This window comes from Solirubrobacter soli DSM 22325 (assembly GCF_000423665.1).
Classification (GTDB): Bacteria; Actinomycetota; Thermoleophilia; order Solirubrobacterales; family Solirubrobacteraceae; genus Solirubrobacter; species Solirubrobacter soli.
This window is the reverse complement of record NZ_KE384074.1, coordinates 42,020-58,169: the sequence shown is the minus strand read 5'-3', so window position 1 is coordinate 58,169 and position 16,150 is coordinate 42,020. Positions and strand designations below refer to the sequence as shown.

The 16,150-nt window shown below is 72.0% G+C and carries 7 protein-coding genes; 1 reads left to right on the top strand and 6 read right to left on the bottom strand.

Going from position 1 to position 16,150, the window contains the following annotated elements; all coding sequences use genetic code 11:
- Positions 1-19: 19 nt before the first annotated feature.
- From G569_RS0142870 to G569_RS65065, 4 genes are all read right to left on the bottom strand, one after another.
- Positions 20-2,770, bottom strand: coding sequence for an AfsR/SARP family transcriptional regulator (locus G569_RS0142870; protein ID WP_084286341.1), 2,751 nt, complete (start codon positions 2,768-2,770; stop codon positions 20-22).
- Positions 2,771-2,787: 17 nt separating this feature from the next.
- Complete coding sequence (locus G569_RS56485) at positions 2,788-5,463, bottom strand: AfsR/SARP family transcriptional regulator (protein ID WP_053227840.1); 2,676 nt, start codon at positions 5,461-5,463, stop codon at positions 2,788-2,790.
- Positions 5,464-5,549: 86 nt separating this feature from the next.
- On the bottom strand, positions 5,550-9,365 hold the full coding sequence (hrpA, locus tag G569_RS0142860) for an ATP-dependent RNA helicase HrpA (RefSeq protein WP_028067968.1): 3,816 nt from the start codon (positions 9,363-9,365) through the stop codon (positions 5,550-5,552).
- 10 nt (positions 9,366-9,375) lie between these two features.
- Positions 9,376-10,245, bottom strand: coding sequence for a M48 family metalloprotease (locus tag G569_RS65065; RefSeq protein ID WP_028067967.1), 870 nt, complete (start codon positions 10,243-10,245; stop codon positions 9,376-9,378).
- Positions 10,246-10,566: 321 nt separating this feature from the next.
- On the opposite strand from G569_RS65065, the gene G569_RS0142850 reads away from it, so the two are divergent.
- Entirely contained in the window at positions 10,567-12,825 is a 2,259-nt protein-coding gene (locus tag G569_RS0142850; RefSeq protein ID WP_084286340.1) for a M28 family peptidase, read from the top strand.
- A gap of 51 nt (positions 12,826-12,876) precedes the next feature.
- Here G569_RS0142850 and G569_RS0142845 read toward each other — a convergent pair whose 3' ends face one another.
- Together G569_RS0142845 and G569_RS0142840 are read right to left on the bottom strand one after the other, a co-directional pair.
- Positions 12,877-15,339: an ABC transporter permease gene (locus G569_RS0142845; protein WP_028067965.1), complete on the bottom strand. Its 2,463-nt coding sequence runs from the start codon at positions 15,337-15,339 to the stop codon at positions 12,877-12,879.
- The gene (locus tag G569_RS0142840; RefSeq protein ID WP_053227839.1) at positions 15,336-16,088 is read right to left on the bottom strand and encodes an ABC transporter ATP-binding protein; all 753 of its coding nucleotides are present in this window, start codon (positions 16,086-16,088) and stop codon (positions 15,336-15,338) included. The genes G569_RS0142845 and G569_RS0142840 overlap by 4 nt, the downstream gene beginning before the upstream one ends.
- Positions 16,089-16,150 lie beyond the last annotated feature (62 nt).

The window sequence follows — 16,150 nt, the reverse complement described above, 5'->3', positions numbered from 1 at the left end:
CTCTCGCTTTAGGGAAAACTTACCGCGCGCTCAGCGCCAGAGCGCGCGACACCGCGTCGGCGAGCTCGAGCTCGGAGCCCTCGGCCTCGGCCTCCGCGAAGCCCTCGTCGCCGAGCGCTTCGCGCAGGTCGGCGACGATCCGCTGGACCCATCCCTCCTCGTCCGGCTGGCGGATCCCGCCCGCGGCGGTGCGCAGCGCGCCGGCCGCGCCGATCAGCAGCGCGGCGGTCCGCGGGTCGCCCTGGCGGGCGGCGACCGCCGACAGCGTCTCGAGCGACTCGGTCAGGCCCGGTCGCTCGTTGAGGCGGTGCGAGAGCTCCATCGCCTCGTGCAGCATCTCAAGCGCCGGGCCGGGCTCGTCGGCGTCGAGCAGCATCCGCGCCTGGGTGCGCAGGGTCGAGCTGACGTGCCCGGGATCGCCCGCCCGGCGGGCGTAGGTGACGCTCTCGGTCAGCAGCTCGATCGCCCGGTCGCGGTGGCCGGCCTCGGCGTGGGCGATGCCGAGGTTCTGGAGCATCAGGCTGAGTCCCCGCGCGTGGTCGATCGAGCGCATGTAGGCGACGCCGGCGTTGTAGCGCTCGATCGCCTCGTCGTAGTCCTGCCGGTAGAGCGCGAGGTTGCCGAGGTTGCCGCTGATCCGCGCCGCGCGGTTGCCGTCGCCGACCGTGGGGGCGAGCTCGAGCGCCTGCTCGAACAGGTCCTTGGCGACGTCGAAGTCGCCCTGCTCCCCCGCGACGGCGCCGGCGCCGTTGAGCGCGCGCTGGCGCAGCTCCGGCGTCCCGCCCTCGAGCGCGAGCGCGGCCGCGAGCAGCTCGCGGCCCTCGGTCAGGTTCCCGCGCCAGATCCAGTACCGCCACAGGTCGGCGCAGAACAGCAGCGCGGTGTCGGCGTCGCCCTCGGCCACGGCGAACGTCATCGCGACGCGCACGTTCTCGCGCTCGGCGTCGAGCCGGTCGAGCCACTCGCCGGTCGCCGCGCTCTCCATGCCGTTCTCGCCGCCCTCGACGATGTCGCGGATCGCGAGCGTGTGCGCACGGCGCACCGTGTCGAGCGTGCCGGCCTTGGTCAGGCGGTCGACGGCGTACTCGCGGATCGTCTCGAGCAGCTCGAAGCGTCCGTCGCGGCTCGTCAGCAGGCTGTGCTCGACCAGCGACGCGATCGCGTCGAGCGCCTCGAATCCGCACACCGCCTCCGCGAGCTCGAGCGTGAATCCGCCGGCGAACACGCCGAGGCGCTCGAACACCGCCTGCGTGTCGGCGTCGAGCAGGTCGTAGCTCCAGCCGATCGCGGCGCGCAACGTCTGCTGGCGCGCCGGCGCGTCGCGGGGGCCGGAGCTCAGCAGGTCCAGCCGGCGGCCGAGGCGTTCGAGGATCGCCGCGGGCTTGAGGACCTTCATCCGCGCGGCGGCCAGCTCGATCGCGAGCGGGAGGCCGTCGAGGCGGGCGCAGATCTGGCGGATCCGTTCCTCGTCGCCGGGCAGGAGCGCCAGGCGCGGGTCGAGCGCGCGGGCGCGGCGGACGAACAGCTCCGCCGACGGCTCAGCGGCCAGCGGCGGCATCCCGAGCTCGTGCTCGCCCTGGATCCGCAGCGCCGCGCGGCTGGTCACCACGAGCTTGGACTGCGGGGAGGCCGCGAGCAGGCGGCTGAGCTCCGGCGCGGCGTCGAGCAGCTGCTCGAAGTTGTCGATCACGAGCAGCACCGCACTGCGCGACAGCACCGCGGCGGCCTCGCCTTCGCCCGCGCCGAGCGCCTCGGCGATCTCGGTGGCGACCAGCGCCGGGTCCTCGAGTCCGGCCAGCGAGACGAACCGTGCCCCGTCGGCGAACTCCGGGGCGAGCCGGTGGGCGAGTTCGAGCGAGTAGTGCGACTTCCCGATCCCGCCCGGCCCGGTGATCGTGAGCAGACGCACGTGGTGATCGCGCAGCAGCTCGGCCCCGGTCGCGAGGTCGTCCTCGCGGCCGAGCAGGGACGTCGGCGGAAGCGGGAGGGGAGGGGGCTCGGGCACCGCCGCGGCGGGCGCCGTCGGCGGCGGTGCGTCCAGCTCCAGCGCCGGGTCCTGGGCGAGGATCGCCGCCTCCAGGCGCTTGAGCTCCGGGCTCGGGTCCAAGCCGAGGTCCTCGACCAGCGCGTGCCGGGCGCGCCGGTAGGCCTCCAGCGCGTCGGCCTGGCGGCCCGAGCGGTAGAGCGCGAGCATCAGCTGCGCGTGCAGGCGCTCGCGGTAGGCGTGCTCGGCGGTCAGTCCCTCGAGCTCGCCGATGACCTCGGCGTGGCGGCCGAGCGCGAGGTCGTGGGCGATGCGCTGCTCGAGCGCCTCGATCCGCGCCCCGGCGATCCGGTCGGCCTCGATCACCGCCGGACCCATCAGCGGCGCGTCGGCCAGCGGCGCGCCGCGGAACAGCGCCAGCGCCTCGCGCAGCAGGTTGGCGGCGTGCGCCGGCTCGGCGTCGCGTGCGCGGGCGACCAGCGCCTCGAACCGCTGCAGGTCCAGCCCGCCGTCCTCGAGCGCGATCGCGTACCCACCCGACCGCGTCACGATCGTCTGCGCCCCGAGCTTCCCGCGCAGCTGCGAGATCAGCACCTGCAACGCCTTGGGCGCGGTCGCGGGCGGGTGCTCGCCCCACAGCACGTCGATCAACCGCTCCGCCGACACCACGTCGTTCCGGTGCTCGAGCAGCAGCACCGCCAGCAACGATCGCTGCTTGGGCGCCTTGATCTCGATCGGCCCATCCGGCCCGACCACCCGCAACGGCCCAAGGATCGCGAACAACATAAAGGGGCCTGACCCCTTTATCTCTCGGCCAACGCGACCGCGTCGGCTTGTGACAGCGCCGCACCCTCGGCGACGGCGCTCGTGAAAGCTGCTGGTCCCACCGCGTTGCGCAGCGTACCCTCGACGCGCTCGGCGAACGCCACTTCGTCCGGTTGGCGGGCACCGCCGCCCGCGGCGCGGAGGGCTCCTGCCGCGCCCCACAGCCTCGCACCGGTGAGCGGATCGTCGGCGAGAGCGGCCGCCGTCTCGAGCGAGTGGGTCATGCCATGGGTGTCGGCGATCGCGTGCGCGTGGCGCAGCGTCGCGCCCAGCAGCTCGCGGGCGCGCACGGGGTCCTCGTCGATCAGCAGGCGCGAGAGCCCGCGCTGGATCGACGCGACCAGCGCCGGATCGCCCACCGGGGCGGAGATGCCGAGGCTCTCCTCGTGCAACGCGATCGCCCGCTCGCGGTTGCCCGCACCCGCGTGGACGAGCCCAAGGTTCTGCAGCAGCAGCCCGAGCGTGCGCTGGTCGCCGAGCTCGCGGGCGATCTCGATGCCCGCCTCGTAGCGACGGATCGCCTCCTCGTCGTCACCCGCGTACACCGCCAGCACGCCGAGGTTGCTGTTGGCCCGCGACTGGTCGCGGCGGGTGCCGGCCACGCGAGCGAGGGCGAGGCTCTCCTCGAAGTACGCGCGGGCGGCGGCGAAATCCCCCTGCTCGGCGGCCAGCACGCCCGCGCCGTTGGCGGCGTTGACCCGCAGCTCGGGCGGCCCGTCTGGGAGGGCGAGCGCAGCGTCGGCGAGCCCGCGCGCCTCCGCGACGTAGCCGCGCATCACCCAATAGCGCCACAGCGGCCCCACGATCGCGAGCGCCGTCGCCGCATCCCCGCGCGCGATCGCGTGGCGGAGCGCCGCGCGGATGTTGTCGTGGTCGGCGTCGAGCCACGCCAGCCAGAGCGGGAGCTCCGCGCCCTCCAACCGTGCGCCCATCCCGTCGACCGCGCCGGCGAACGCGCGTGCGTGCCGATCGCGCACCGCCTCTCCGTCCTCGAGCCGTTCGAGCGCGTACTCGCGGACGGTCTCGAGCATCCCGAAACGGCGGTTCTGGTCGCGCGTGAGCAGGCTCTGGTCGGCGAGCGCCTCGATGCCGTCGAGCGCATCGGGGCCGCACACCTCCTCGGCGACCGACAGGGTGAAGCCGCCCGCGAACACGCTGAGCCGGCTGAAGAGCGTCCGGACGTCCGGGGAGAGCAGGTCGTAGCTCCAGCCGATCGCGGCGCGCAGCGTCTGCTGACGCACCGGCGCGTCGCGCGGACCGGCGCTGAGCAGGTCGAGCCGCCGCGACAGGCGATCGAGGATCTCCCGCGGCGTGAGGACCCGGATCCGCGCGGCGGCCAGCTCGATCGCCAGCGGCAGGCCGTCGAGCTTGGCGCAGATCTCCGCGATCGCGGGCTCGGCGTCGAGCTTGAGCCGCGGATCGACAGCGCGGGCGCGGCGGATGAACAGCGCGGCCGCGGGCTCGCCGGCGAGCGGGCCGAGCGCCAGCTCGTGCTCCGCGCCGAGCCGCAGCGGCGCCCGGCTCGTGACCACGACCTTCGTGCGCGGCGACGCGTCGAGCACCCGCGCGACCTCGCCCGCGGCGTCCAGCAGCTGCTCGAAGTTGTCGATCACGACCAGCAGCTCGCGCGCATCGAGATCGCCGAGGGCGCCCTCGAGCTCGGTGCCGACCCGCTCCGGCTGCCCGAGCGCGCCCAACGCCACGAACCGCGCGCCTTCGGCGAACTCGCCGCCGACGCTGTGCGCCAGCTCGAGCGCGAACCGGGTCTTTCCGATCCCGCCCGGCCCGGTAAGCGTCAGCAGCCGCACCGCGGGGTCGCGCAGCAGGTCGAGGGCGGTGGCGAGGTCATCCTCGCGGCCGAGCAGCGGGTTCGCCGGGATCGGCAGCGTGGGCGTGGGCGCCTTCGGCCGCGGAGCGGGCGCGGCGTGCGCGTCCAGCGTGGGGTCCTGCGCGAGGATCGCGTGCTCCAGGCGCTGCAGCTCGCGGCCCGGCTCGATCCCGAGCTCGTCGATCAGGATCGCGCGAGCGCGGCGGGACGCATCGAGCGCCTCGGCCTGTCGGCCGGCGCGGTACAGAGCGAGCATCAGCTGCGCGTGGAAACGCTCGCGGTAGCGGTGCTCGTGGGTCAGCGCCTCGAGCTCGGAGGCCAGCTCGCTGTGGCGCCCGAGCTCGAGGTCGAGCTCGATCCGGCGTTCGAGCGCGTTCAGCCGCAGCTCGGCCAGCCGGTCGGGCTCGCCGTGGGCGGGGCCGTAGAGCGGCGCGTCGGAGAGCGGCGGGCCGCGGAAGAGCGCGAGCGCCTCGCGCAGCAGCTCCGCGGCGGGAGCGTGCTCGGCGTCACCCGCGTCCTTGACCAGCGCCTCGAAGCGGGCGAGGTCGAGCGACTCGGCGTGGATCGCGTACCCGGACGGCCGCGTGACGATCGTCGTCGCCCCGAGCACGCGCCGCAGCTGGGAGACGTGGACCTGGAGCGCCTTGGTCGCGGTCGGCGGCGGGTCCTCGTCCCAGAGCATGTCGATCAGGCGCGACGTCGAGACGCCGTCGTCCCGGTAGGCGAGGAGCAGTGCCGCGAGCAGCGCGCGCTGCTTGGGTGCGCCGATCCGGATCGCCCCGCCTGGCCCGCTGACGCGGAGCGGTCCGAGGATCGCGAACTCCATCCGGGCGGACGTTACCGCGCCATTACCGCCTCACGCGACGCTGCGGTCCCGGACCTGGTGGCGCCGGGCATGGTCGCCCAGGTCCACTATTTCGCGGCGTCCTCGAGGATCCGGCGGATCCGCTTGGGCGTCGGCTGGCCCTTGGGCCCGATCGCCTGCGCGAAGAAGCTGACCCGCAGCTCCTCGATCAGCCACGGCACCTCGGCCAGCTCGCCGTTGGCGCCGCCGTCGCGGACCCGCGCGTACTCGTCCTCGAGCTGGTGGACGACCGCCATCCGGTCCCGGTCGATGGCGGCGTTGCGGGTCAGCCGATCGAGCCGCCACGCCGCCCCGCGCAGGTAGCGCTCGACGTCCCCGAGCCGCTTCGCGCCCGTGGCGGAGATGAAGCCGGGGAAGACGAGCCGCCCGATCTGCGAGGACACGTCGTGGCGGACGGCGTCGAACGCCGCGCCGTGCAGGCCGTCGAGCAGCCGCCGGACCTCACGCGCGGCCTGCAGGATCCGCACGACGTCGGCGATGATCCGCGCCATCACGCCGGACACGTGGCCGGCGACGTGGAGCCGGACCTGCTCGAACGACGCCTCGTCGAACACCGGCTCGCCCATCAGCGCGGTGATCGCGGCGGTCGAGGCATCCTCGAGCACCGCGCTGACCGACGCGTGCGGCGCCTCCAGGAGCGCGAGCGCGGCCTGATTGCCGAGCTTCGCCTGATAGGCCTTCGCCGGCGACGGGATCGTCAGCGTCAGCAGCCGCCGCATCCCCGCCCGCATGTTCACCCGCTGCGCCTCGGCGCTCTCCAGCGCGCGCAGCCCGACGGTCGCGCCTTCGTCGATCAGCGACGGGTAGGCGCGGATCGCCTGACCGGTGCCGGGCAGCGCGACGACCTTCGGGATCTTCCCGAACGTCCACGTCGTCTGGCCGGTGCGTTCGAGCTTGCGGGTCGCCTGCGCGAGCGCGGCGCGCAGCTTCGGGCGGACCTGCTCGCGCAGCGCGCTCAGGTCCTGGCCGGCGGCGATCCGCCGGCCCTGCTCGTCCTCGACGCTGAACGTCATCCGCAGGTGGTCGGGGAGCCGTCCCACGTCCCAGTCGGTCGGCTCGATCCGCACGCCGCGCTGGGCCTCGATCTCGCTCGCCAGCGCCTCCAGCAGCGGCCGCTTGCGCGGCTCGAGGTTCTCGAGCACCTTCGCCGCCACGTCCGGAACCGGCACGAGCCGCTTGCGCAGCTCCTTCGGCAGCGAGCGGATCAGCGCGGTCACCAGCTCGGCGCGCAGCGCGGGCACGAGCCAGTCGAAGCCCTCGGCGCGCAGCTGGGGGAGGGTCTTGAGCGGCACATGGACGGTGACGCCGTCGTGCGCGCTTCCCGGCTCGAACCGGTACGTCAGCTGGAGCTCGTTCTCGTCCTGGATCCACGTGTCCGGGCGCCCGCGGACGTCCTCGGCGGCCGCCGGGTTGATCAGCAGCTCGCGCGTGAACGTGAGCAGGTCGGGGCGGACCTTGCGCTCGTCGCGCCACCAGCGGTCGAAGTGGGCGCCGGAGACGATCGTGTCCGGGATGCGGGCCGCGTAGAAGTCGTACAGCGTCTGGTCGTCGACGAGGATGTCGCGGCGGCGGGCGCGCTCCTCGAGCTCGCGCACCTCCTCCACGAGCGCCGCGTTGCGCTGCACGAAGCGGTGGCGCGTGTCCCACTCGCCTTCGACCAGCGCGCGCCGGATGAACAGGTCCCGCGACAGGACCGGGTCGAGCTTCCCGTAGGCGACGGCGCGGCCCGCGACGATCGGCAGTCCGTACAGCGTCACCCGCTCAGTGGCGACGACCGACGCGCGCTTTCGCTCCCAGCGCGGCTCCTCGTACGTGCGCCGGATCAGGTGCTCGGCCAGCGGCTCGACCCAGCGCGGGTCGATCTTCGCCGCCGTCCGTCCCCACAGCCGCGAGGTCTCGACCAGCTCGGCCACCATCACCCAGCTCGGATTCCCCTTCACGCCGGAGCCGGGCCAGAGCGCGAAGCGGGCGTTGCGGGCGCCCTGATACTCGCGCCTCGCGGCATCCCGCAGTCCGAGATGACTCAAAAGCCCCGTCAGGATCGCCTGGTGGATCACGTCCGGCTCGGCGTGCGTGTGGTTGATCTTGATGCCGACCTGCTTGGCCGCCTGGCGGATCTGGCCGACGAGGTCCTGCCACTCGCGGATACGCAGGTAGTGCAGGAACTCGCCCTTGGACTGCTTGCGGAACTGGTTGACGCTCAGCTCGCGGCGCTGTTCGTGCAGGTAGCGCCACAGGTTCAGGTAGGCGAGGAAGTCCGAGGTCTCGTCGGCGTGGCGGGCGTGCGCCTGGTCGGCCTGGGCCTGCTGGTCGGCTGGACGCTCGCGGACGTCCTGGATGCTCAGGGCGGCCGCGATCACGATCAGTTCCTCGGTGCAGCCGAGGCGGTCGGCCTCGAGCACCATCCGGCCCATCCGCGGGTCGATCGGGAGGTTCGCGAGCTTGCGGCCGAGCGGCGTGAGCTTGCGCCCGGACTCGTCGAGCGCGTTGAGCTCCTGCAGCAGCGCGATGCCGTCGCGCACCTGGCGGCGGTCCGGCGGGTCCAGGAACGGGAAGTCCTCGACGTCGCCGAGGTCGATCGCCGCCATCTGCAGGATCACCGCGGCCAGCGAGGTGCGCAGGATCTCGGGGTCGGTGAAGCGCGGGCGCTCGGTGAAGTTCTCCTCGCTGTAGAGCCGGATCGCGATGCCGTCGGTCGTACGGCCGCAGCGGCCCTTGCGCTGGTCGGCGCTCGCCTGGCTGATCGGCTCGATCGGCAGCCGCTGGACCTTCAGACGCGCGGAGTAGCGGGAGATGCGCGCCGTGCCGGGGTCGACGACGTAGTGGATGCCGGGGACCGTCAGCGAGGTCTCCGCGACGTTGGTGGCGAGCACCACACGGCGGTTGGAGTGCGCCTTCCACACCCGCTGCTGCGCCGCGGTCGACTGGCGCGCGAACAGCGGCAGGATCTCGATGTCGGAGCGCAGCCGGCCTTCCAGGGCATCCGCGGTGTCGCGGATCTCGCGCTCGCCGGACAGGAAGACGAGGATGTCGCCGGGCCGCTCGCGCAGCAGCTCCTCGACCGCGTCGCCGATCGCGTCGGTCTGGTCGACGTCATCCTCGGGCTCGCGGTAGCGGACCTCGACCGGGTAGGTCCGGCCGGAGACCTCGACGATCGGCGCGTCGTCGAAGTGCGCGGCGAAGCGCTCGGGGTCGATCGTGGCGCTGGTCACGATCACCTTCAGGTCCGGCCGGGCGGGCAGGATGCGCTTGAGGTAGCCCAGGAGGAAGTCGATGTTGAGGCTGCGCTCGTGCGCCTCGTCGATGATGATCGTGTCGTAGCGGCGCAGGAGGCGGTCGTGCTGGATCTCGGCCAGGAGCAGGCCGTCGGTCATCAGCCGCAGCAGCGTGTCCTCGCGACTGCGGTCGCTGAAGCGGACCGCGAACCCGACCGCCTCGCCCAGCGGGACCTTCAGCTCGTCGGCGATCCGCTCGGCGACGGTGCGCGCCGCGATCCGCCGCGGCTGCGTGTGGGCGATCGTGCCCTTGATCCCGCGCCCCAGCTCGAGGCAGATCTTCGGCAGCTGGGTGGTCTTGCCGGAGCCGGTCTCGCCGGCGACGACCACGACCTGGTGATCGCGGATCGCCGCGAGCAGGTCGTCATGGCGCGCCGACACCGGCAGCGATTCGGGATAGGTGATGCGCGGGACCGCGGCGCGTCGCTTGTCCACGCGCTCCACGGCTCGCTCGACGTCGCGTTCCAGGCGCTCGCGCGCCTTTTCGTCACCGCTCTTGAGGCGCTTGAGCCGCTGGCCGAGCCGGTAGGAGTCCTGCAGCGTGAGATCGTTCAGACGCGCCCGCAGTGGGTCACGGGTGCGGGTCACCCCTACAAGGTTAGTGGCGGTGCAGAGCGCGTTCGAGCCGCTCGAGGCGCGCGATCCGGGCTTCGAGCGGCGGGTGCGTCGCCGGAAGGCCGAAGGCGGTGTCCTTCGACGCGGGGAGGAGGTGGAACGCGTCGTGCAGCGCGGCCTCGCGCAGGTCGCGCCGCGGCATCGCCACCAGGCCATCGGAGACCTTCATCAGCGCGGACGCCAACGCGGCCGGCGAGCCGGTCAGCGCCACGGCGCCCTCGTCGGCGGCGAACTCGCGGTAGCGCGAGAGCGCGCGGGTGCCGAAGGTCCCGATCCAGCCGATGGCGGACGCGATCGCCCCGCCCACCATGACCGGGAACCAGCCCTGCGAGGCGACGCGGACGCCACCCGCGAGCAGCGCCTCGCCGGGCCCGCCGACGACGGTCATCACGGCCGCGTCGCGGTTGACGACGTGCGCCAGCTCGTGCGCGATGACGGCCTCGAGCTCGCGCGGCTCGAGCAGGTCCAGCAATCCCTGCGTGAGGTGCAGCCGGAAGCCGCCGCGGCGCGTGCCTTCGATCCAGGAGTTCGGCATCGAGCGCGAGTCGAGCACGATCGTCGGCTTCGGCAGGTCGGCGACGACGCACAGCCGCTCGAGGATCGCGTGCAGGTCCGGCGCCTCGGCCGGCGTCAGCCGGCGCCCGCGGGACGACGCCTCGACCCGCTCGCGGATCGCGACCCAGACGCCGACGCACAGCGCACCGAAGATCACCGCGCGGATCGTGAACGAGGTCAGCAGCAGCATCACGAGGACGAGTGCGCCGAGCACCACGAACGGGGTCAGCAGGCCGACCGTCACCATCCGGAGCACGAGCCCGTGGTCGGTGCCGAAGAGGTCGCGTCGCGCCCTCATACGACCAGTGTGCCAGATCCACTACTCGGGCGAACGGGTTCTTGGCGCGTCCCAGGTGACAGGGCCGGCGGGCCGCTTGAGGCGCCTGCAGCAGCAGGCCGATCGGCGCGTGCCTGTTGCTCCGCTTTTCGGACCCCACCGAAACACTGGGTGGCCGCTCGACCATCGACGGGGCGCCAGGTTCGCTCACGAGGGGTGTTGAGGAACTCCCACGCTGTGTAGTTGACACTTCGTCGGGGTGCCGTCTACTGTCGGATGAGAGTCTCCGGAGACGCAGTAGGACTGGTTCTGCGCCGACCGGCTACATCACGGAGGGGTTAAATGAAACACGCGCTACGCGTGGCGACGACGGCTGCCGTCATCGCCACGGGGGGTCTATTCGCCGGCACGGCTGCCGCGCAGACGCCAAAACCGAGCTACTACGACGAGCTCGTCGGCAATCTCGACGCGGCCAACTCGTTCGAGACCGTCCGCCACCTCGCCAACGACATCGGCGGGCGCTTCTCCGGCACGCGCCAGGAGGACCAGGCCGCCGACTGGCTGAAGCAGCAGATGGACGGGTTCGGGTATCAGACCAAGATCAACCAGTACCACGGGCCCGCGACGACTTCGTCGGCCGTGGTTCGCTCGCCGGACAGCACGCTGTATCCCGGTCCGACGTGGATCATGCGTGCCGCCGGCAACTCGAAGATGACCGGATACGACACGCCGATCAGCGGCGAGGTCATCTGGATCAACAACAGCGGCGCCAGCGCGGCTGACTTCCCGGCATCGACCACCGGCAAGATCGCGGCGATCAACAACGTCACGGGCGCGGCGCTCAACACGGCGGTCGTCAACGCCGTGGCAGCGGGCGCGATCGGCGTGATCAACATGGGCACCGGCTCGACGGCGCAGGGGGCGTTCACGCTCACCGCCGCGGCGGCCATCCCGGTGGTGTCCTCCGCCGACGTGCAGTCGGACACGATCAAGGAGCTGGTGTGCGCTCCGGGTCCTGACGGCTCGGTGTTCGCCCCGCACGCGGGCGGTACGGTCGGGCCGACGCAGAACGGCCCCTGGTGCGCCACGCAGAAGAAACTGACGCTGACGATCGCGACCGAGACCGTCACCGCCAACACGGCGGCCACCGTCGACGCTCCCGGCCTGGCCACTCGCGCGGTCATCACCGCTGAGAAGCAGGCTGTCGGCGATGTCTTCGACACGGCGCCGATCGTCGGCATGGGTGGTCACATCGACTCGGTGTTCAGCTCGCCGGGCGCGCATGACGACGCCACCGGTGAGGGCATCTGGCTCGAGGTCGCGCGCGTCATGAAGAACGTGCCGCTCGACAAGGAGATCCGCTTCGGCGGCTTCGGCGGCGAGGAGCAGGGCCTGACCGGTTCCACCGCGTGGGGCAACGATCACCTCTACATCAGCTCTGATACCGACAACAACCCGCTGACGTCGAATGTGGTCTCCACTCCGCGGACGAAGAGCGCCGAGGCCGAGCGCTACATCGGCCAGTGGCAAATGGACATGACCGGCACGACTTACGCTCCCGCCAAGCTGTGGGCGCTGACGGTCGACGGCAGGCCCAACCGCGTGACCGAGGAGGCGTTCAAAGCCGCTCAGCGCAGCGGCATCACGACCGGTCCCGGCGCCTACTTCGATCAGTGCAAGCTGTCGCAGTCCGACCACGTGCCGTTCCACAACGCCGGCATCCCGGCGGCGCTGTTCATCCACCTCGACTACCGCAAGGCGGCCACCGGCCTGTGCGCGACCGGTACCGGCTCGAACTGCACCGGTTGCAGCTACGTGACCGAGCCCGTCTACCACACGGCGCGTGACGCGATGGACAACGTCTCGCAGTTCTACCTGCAGGAGCAACTCGACGTCATCGGCGCCTCCTACATCTGGAACGCGCTCAACAAGGTTGACGTCAACGTCACCAACGGCTCCGGCCAGCCCGCCGCGGGCGCGTCGGTCAAGGGCGACTGCGGCGACGGCCTCCGCGACTTCGGCAAGACCGACGCCGCCGGCTACCTCGAGGTCCGCGCCCCGCACGTCACGTGCGACTTCACGGTCACCAACGGCAACGCGGCCGGCTCGGTCAAGAGCTTCGCGGTCTCCGGCGACAAGGCGCTGGCGGTCTCGCTGACGTCCGCCGACGGCAACGCCGGCGGCTCGGTCGGGGCGACCCTCGCGCTGACGCTCGGCACGCCGGCCTCGTTCGGCCCGTTCACCCCGGGCATCACGAAGACCTACGAGTCCTCGACCACGGCCAACGTGATCTCGACCGCCGGTGACGCGCTCCTGAGCGTCGCCGATCCGTCGAGCACCGCCACCGGCAAGCTCGTCAACGGCACGTTCTCCCTGCCGCAGCCGCTGCAGGCGCGCGCCCGCAACGCCGCCAACACCGGCACCGCGTACAACAACGTCGGCTCCAGCACCGCGCCGCTGAACCTGCTGACCTACAGCGGCCCGGTGTCCAACGACGCCGTAACGCTCGGCTTCAGCCAGCTGATCAACTCGGGCGACGCACTGCGCACGGGTACCTACAGCAAGACGCTGACCTTCACCCTCAGCACCACCACCCCGTAAGCGGCGGGAACAACGGCTGGGCGGCGCCTCATCGCCGCCCAGCCGCGCTGCTTATTCGTACTGCAGGGCGTTGAGCACGTTCAAGCGCGACGCCCGGCGCGCGGGGATGATCGCCGCCAACACCCCGGCGGCGATCGCCACCGCGGTGAACACGACCAGCTCGGTCACCGGCAGCTCCAGGCCCACGCCGTACTTCGACAGCGCCTGGGTCATCAGCGCCGCGAGGAACACACCGAGCGGAATGCCCATCGCCGCGCCGATCAGCGCCGTGATCACGCTCTCGTGGCGCACCATCCGGCGTGCCTGCCGGCGCGTCATGCCGACGGCGCGCAGCATCCCGAGCTCACGCGTGCGCTCGTAGACGGCCAGCACGAGCGTGTTGACCATCCCGAACAGGCTCACGAGCACCGAGAAGCCGAGCAGGACGTAGATCATCTTGAGGATCATCTTCAGGCCGTCGCCGCGGCTGTCGGCGAATGCCTCGCCGGTCGTCAGCTTCGCGTCCGGGTAGTCGGCGATCGCCGCCGTCAGGGCCGCCTTCGAGCTGCCGTCCACGAACGTGTACGCGTTCTGCGGACGCTGGATCGCGTCGTCGAACGTGCGCTGGGACACCGCGACGTCGCCCAGCAGCGGGTCGAGCTTGGGAGCGGCGTGGATGCCGACCACCTGCAGCGCGAGCTTGTCCTGCTTGAACGCGCTGCCGACCTTCAAGTGGTGCTTGTCGGCGTAGCCCTCGGACACGATCGCGCCACCGTTCTCGAGCCCGCGCAGCGACCCGCTCTTCCACGTGAACTTGTAGAAGTGGTCGATGGTGGCGGCGTCGATGCCGGTGATGCCCGCCTCCCAGTCCTGGCGGACGGCCGAGGCCGTCTTGCCGGCGCGGGCGATCGCCTGGTCCGACGTGCCGGGGAACGAGCCGCCGCCCTCGGCGGCCGTGACGACGTAGTCGGCCTTGACCTGCTCGCGGACGGCCTTTTGGGAGGAGCCCTGCAGGCCGGCGCCGAGCGTGGCGACGACCGTGACCAGCGCGAGGCCGATCATCAGCGCCGCGGCCGTGGAGGCCGTGCGGCCCGGGTTGCGCAGCGCGTTGTCGCGGGCGAGCCGGCCCGCTTCGCCGCCGAAGCGCGCCGACGGGAACCCGGCGACCGCCGCGAACGGCTTCACCAGGTGCGGGGCGAGCATGGCGATGCCGATGAACAGCCCGAACACGCCGAGGACCAGCGTGAGGGCGACCATGACGCCGCCGAACAGCCCGGCCGCGATCGAGGCCAGCGCGAGGCCGGTCACGATCAGGCCGCGGGTCGCGCTGCGCTCAGGCCCGGTCGACGTGGTGGCGGAGGAGCCCTCGCGGACCGCGGAGATCGGCGGGACGCGGGTCGCCCGGCGCGCCGGGACGACGCTCGCCACGAGCGTGACCAGCGTGCCGGTGAGCATCGCGACGATCACCGTGCGCGTCGCGAGCACCGTGCCGGCCTTCGGCAGGTCGACGCCCAGCGCGGAGAACAGGGCGGTCATGCCCTGGGCGATGCCGAGGCCGAGCAGGAGCCCGAGCACCGATGCGACGATGCCGACGACCAGGCCCTCGACGACGACCGAGCGCATGACCTGGCGCCGCGAGGCGCCGAGCGTGCGCAGCGTCGCGAACTCGCGCGAGCGCTGGGCGACGGTGATCGAGAGCGTGTTGAGGATCACGAACGCGCCCACGAACAGTGCGATGCCGCCGAAGCCGAGCAGGAAGTACGTGATGAACTTCAGGCTCTCGTTGGTGTCCTTGGCGTCCGCCTTGGCCTGCGCGTCGCCGGTCTGCACGACCAGGCCCTTGCCCAGCAGCGGCTTGATGTCCTTGGCCACGGCGTCCGGTGAGGAGCCGCTCTTGGCCGCGACCGAGATGCTGTCGAACTGCCCGGCCTTGTCGAAGAGCGCCTGCGCGGTCCCGACGTCGAAGATCGCCAGCGACGTGCCGCCGAGGTTGTCGATCGAGCCGAACGTGGCGATGCCCTGGACCGTGTAGGTCTTCGCGGGGCCGTTGCCGGCGATCTTGATCGTCTCGCCGACGGCGAAGCCGTACTTGCGCGCCGTTCCGGCGTCGATCACGACCTGCTTGGCGCCGTGCGCCCAGCCGCCCTGCTTGAGCTTGAGCGGCGAGAACTGCCGCCCGTCGTCGCCGATGCCGATGCCCATCGACTCGCCCTGGCGGCCGATCATGTCGCCCTTCTTGTCCAGCAGGGTCGCCGGGTTGGTGTTCTCCTGCAGGTCCTGGATCGAGCCGGCGGCGGTCTCGACCGACGGCAGCCCCTTGACCTTCTCGAGCAGTGCAGCGGGGATCGCACCGCCGCTGACGACGGCGTCGGTGCCTTGGTAGGACTCTTCGAAGATGCCGTCGAAGGCCTTCTGCATGGTGTCGGTCAGCACGAAGGTGCCGCTGACCATGGAGACGCCGATGACGACGGCGAGGGCTGTGAGCAGCGCGCGTACCTTGCGCCCCGCGAGCCCCTTGAGCGCGACCTTGATCATCGCGTCGTGACCTCTTCCAGCGTGTCGAGGATGGTGTGGGCGCTCGACTGGCCGAGGTCGCGGACGATCTCGCCGTCGGCGAGGAAGAGCACGCGGTCGGCGATCGCCGCGGCGTGCGCGTCGTGGGTGACCATCACGGTCGTCTGACCGAGGTCCGAGACCATCCCGCGCAGCAGCGTCAGGATCTCGCCGCTGGTGCGCGAGTCGAGGTTGCCGGTCGGCTCGTCGGCGAACATGATCGTCGGGCGTGAGACCAGCGCCCGGGCGATCGCGACGCGCTGCTGCTGGCCGCCGGAGAGCTCGGACGGGCGGTGGCCGACCCGGGGGGTCAGGCCGACCTTGTCCACCAGCTCGGCGACCCACGCCCCATCCGGCTTGACGCCGGCGAGCGAGAGCGGCAGCACGACGTTCTCGAGCGCCGTGAGCATCGGGAGCAGGTTGAAGAACTGGAAGATGAAGCCGATGTGCTCGCGGCGCAGCAGCGTCAGGTCGTTGTCGGAGAGCCGCGTGATGTCCTGGCCGCCGATCGTCACGCTCCCCGCGGTCGGGCGGTCGAGCCCGGCGAGGATGTGCATCAGCGTCGACTTGCCGGAGCCCGACGGGCCCATGACGGCCGTGAGCTGCCCTTGGGCGATGCCGAGGTCGACGCCGCGCAGGGCGTGGACGGCGGTCTCGCCGTCGCCATACCGACGCTCGAGCCCCGTTGCCTGGACGACGGAGGTGGAGTTCTGGATCAGGACCGAGTTCATGCTGTCCAAGGTCCCAAGGAGACGGCCCTGTCGACATTGGGCCTCCCGGCGTCGTGCGGGTA

Excerpts from the sequence above, each read along its gene's own strand:
- G569_RS0142870 (WP_084286341.1), bottom strand. The coding sequence starts at position 2,770 with ATGTTGTTCGCGATCCTTGGGCCGTTGCGGGTGGTCGGGCCGGATGGG.
- G569_RS56485 (WP_053227840.1), bottom strand. The coding sequence starts at position 5,463 with ATGGAGTTCGCGATCCTCGGACCGCTCCGCGTCAGCGGGCCAGGCGGG.
- G569_RS65065 (WP_028067967.1), bottom strand. The coding sequence starts at position 10,245 with ATGAGGGCGCGACGCGACCTCTTCGGCACCGACCACGGGCTCGTGCTC.
- G569_RS0142850 (WP_084286340.1), top strand. The coding sequence starts at position 10,567 with ATGAAACACGCGCTACGCGTGGCGACGACGGCTGCCGTCATCGCCACG.
- G569_RS0142845 (WP_028067965.1), bottom strand. The coding sequence starts at position 15,339 with ATGATCAAGGTCGCGCTCAAGGGGCTCGCGGGGCGCAAGGTACGCGCG.
- G569_RS0142840 (WP_053227839.1), bottom strand. The coding sequence starts at position 16,088 with ATGAACTCGGTCCTGATCCAGAACTCCACCTCCGTCGTCCAGGCAACG.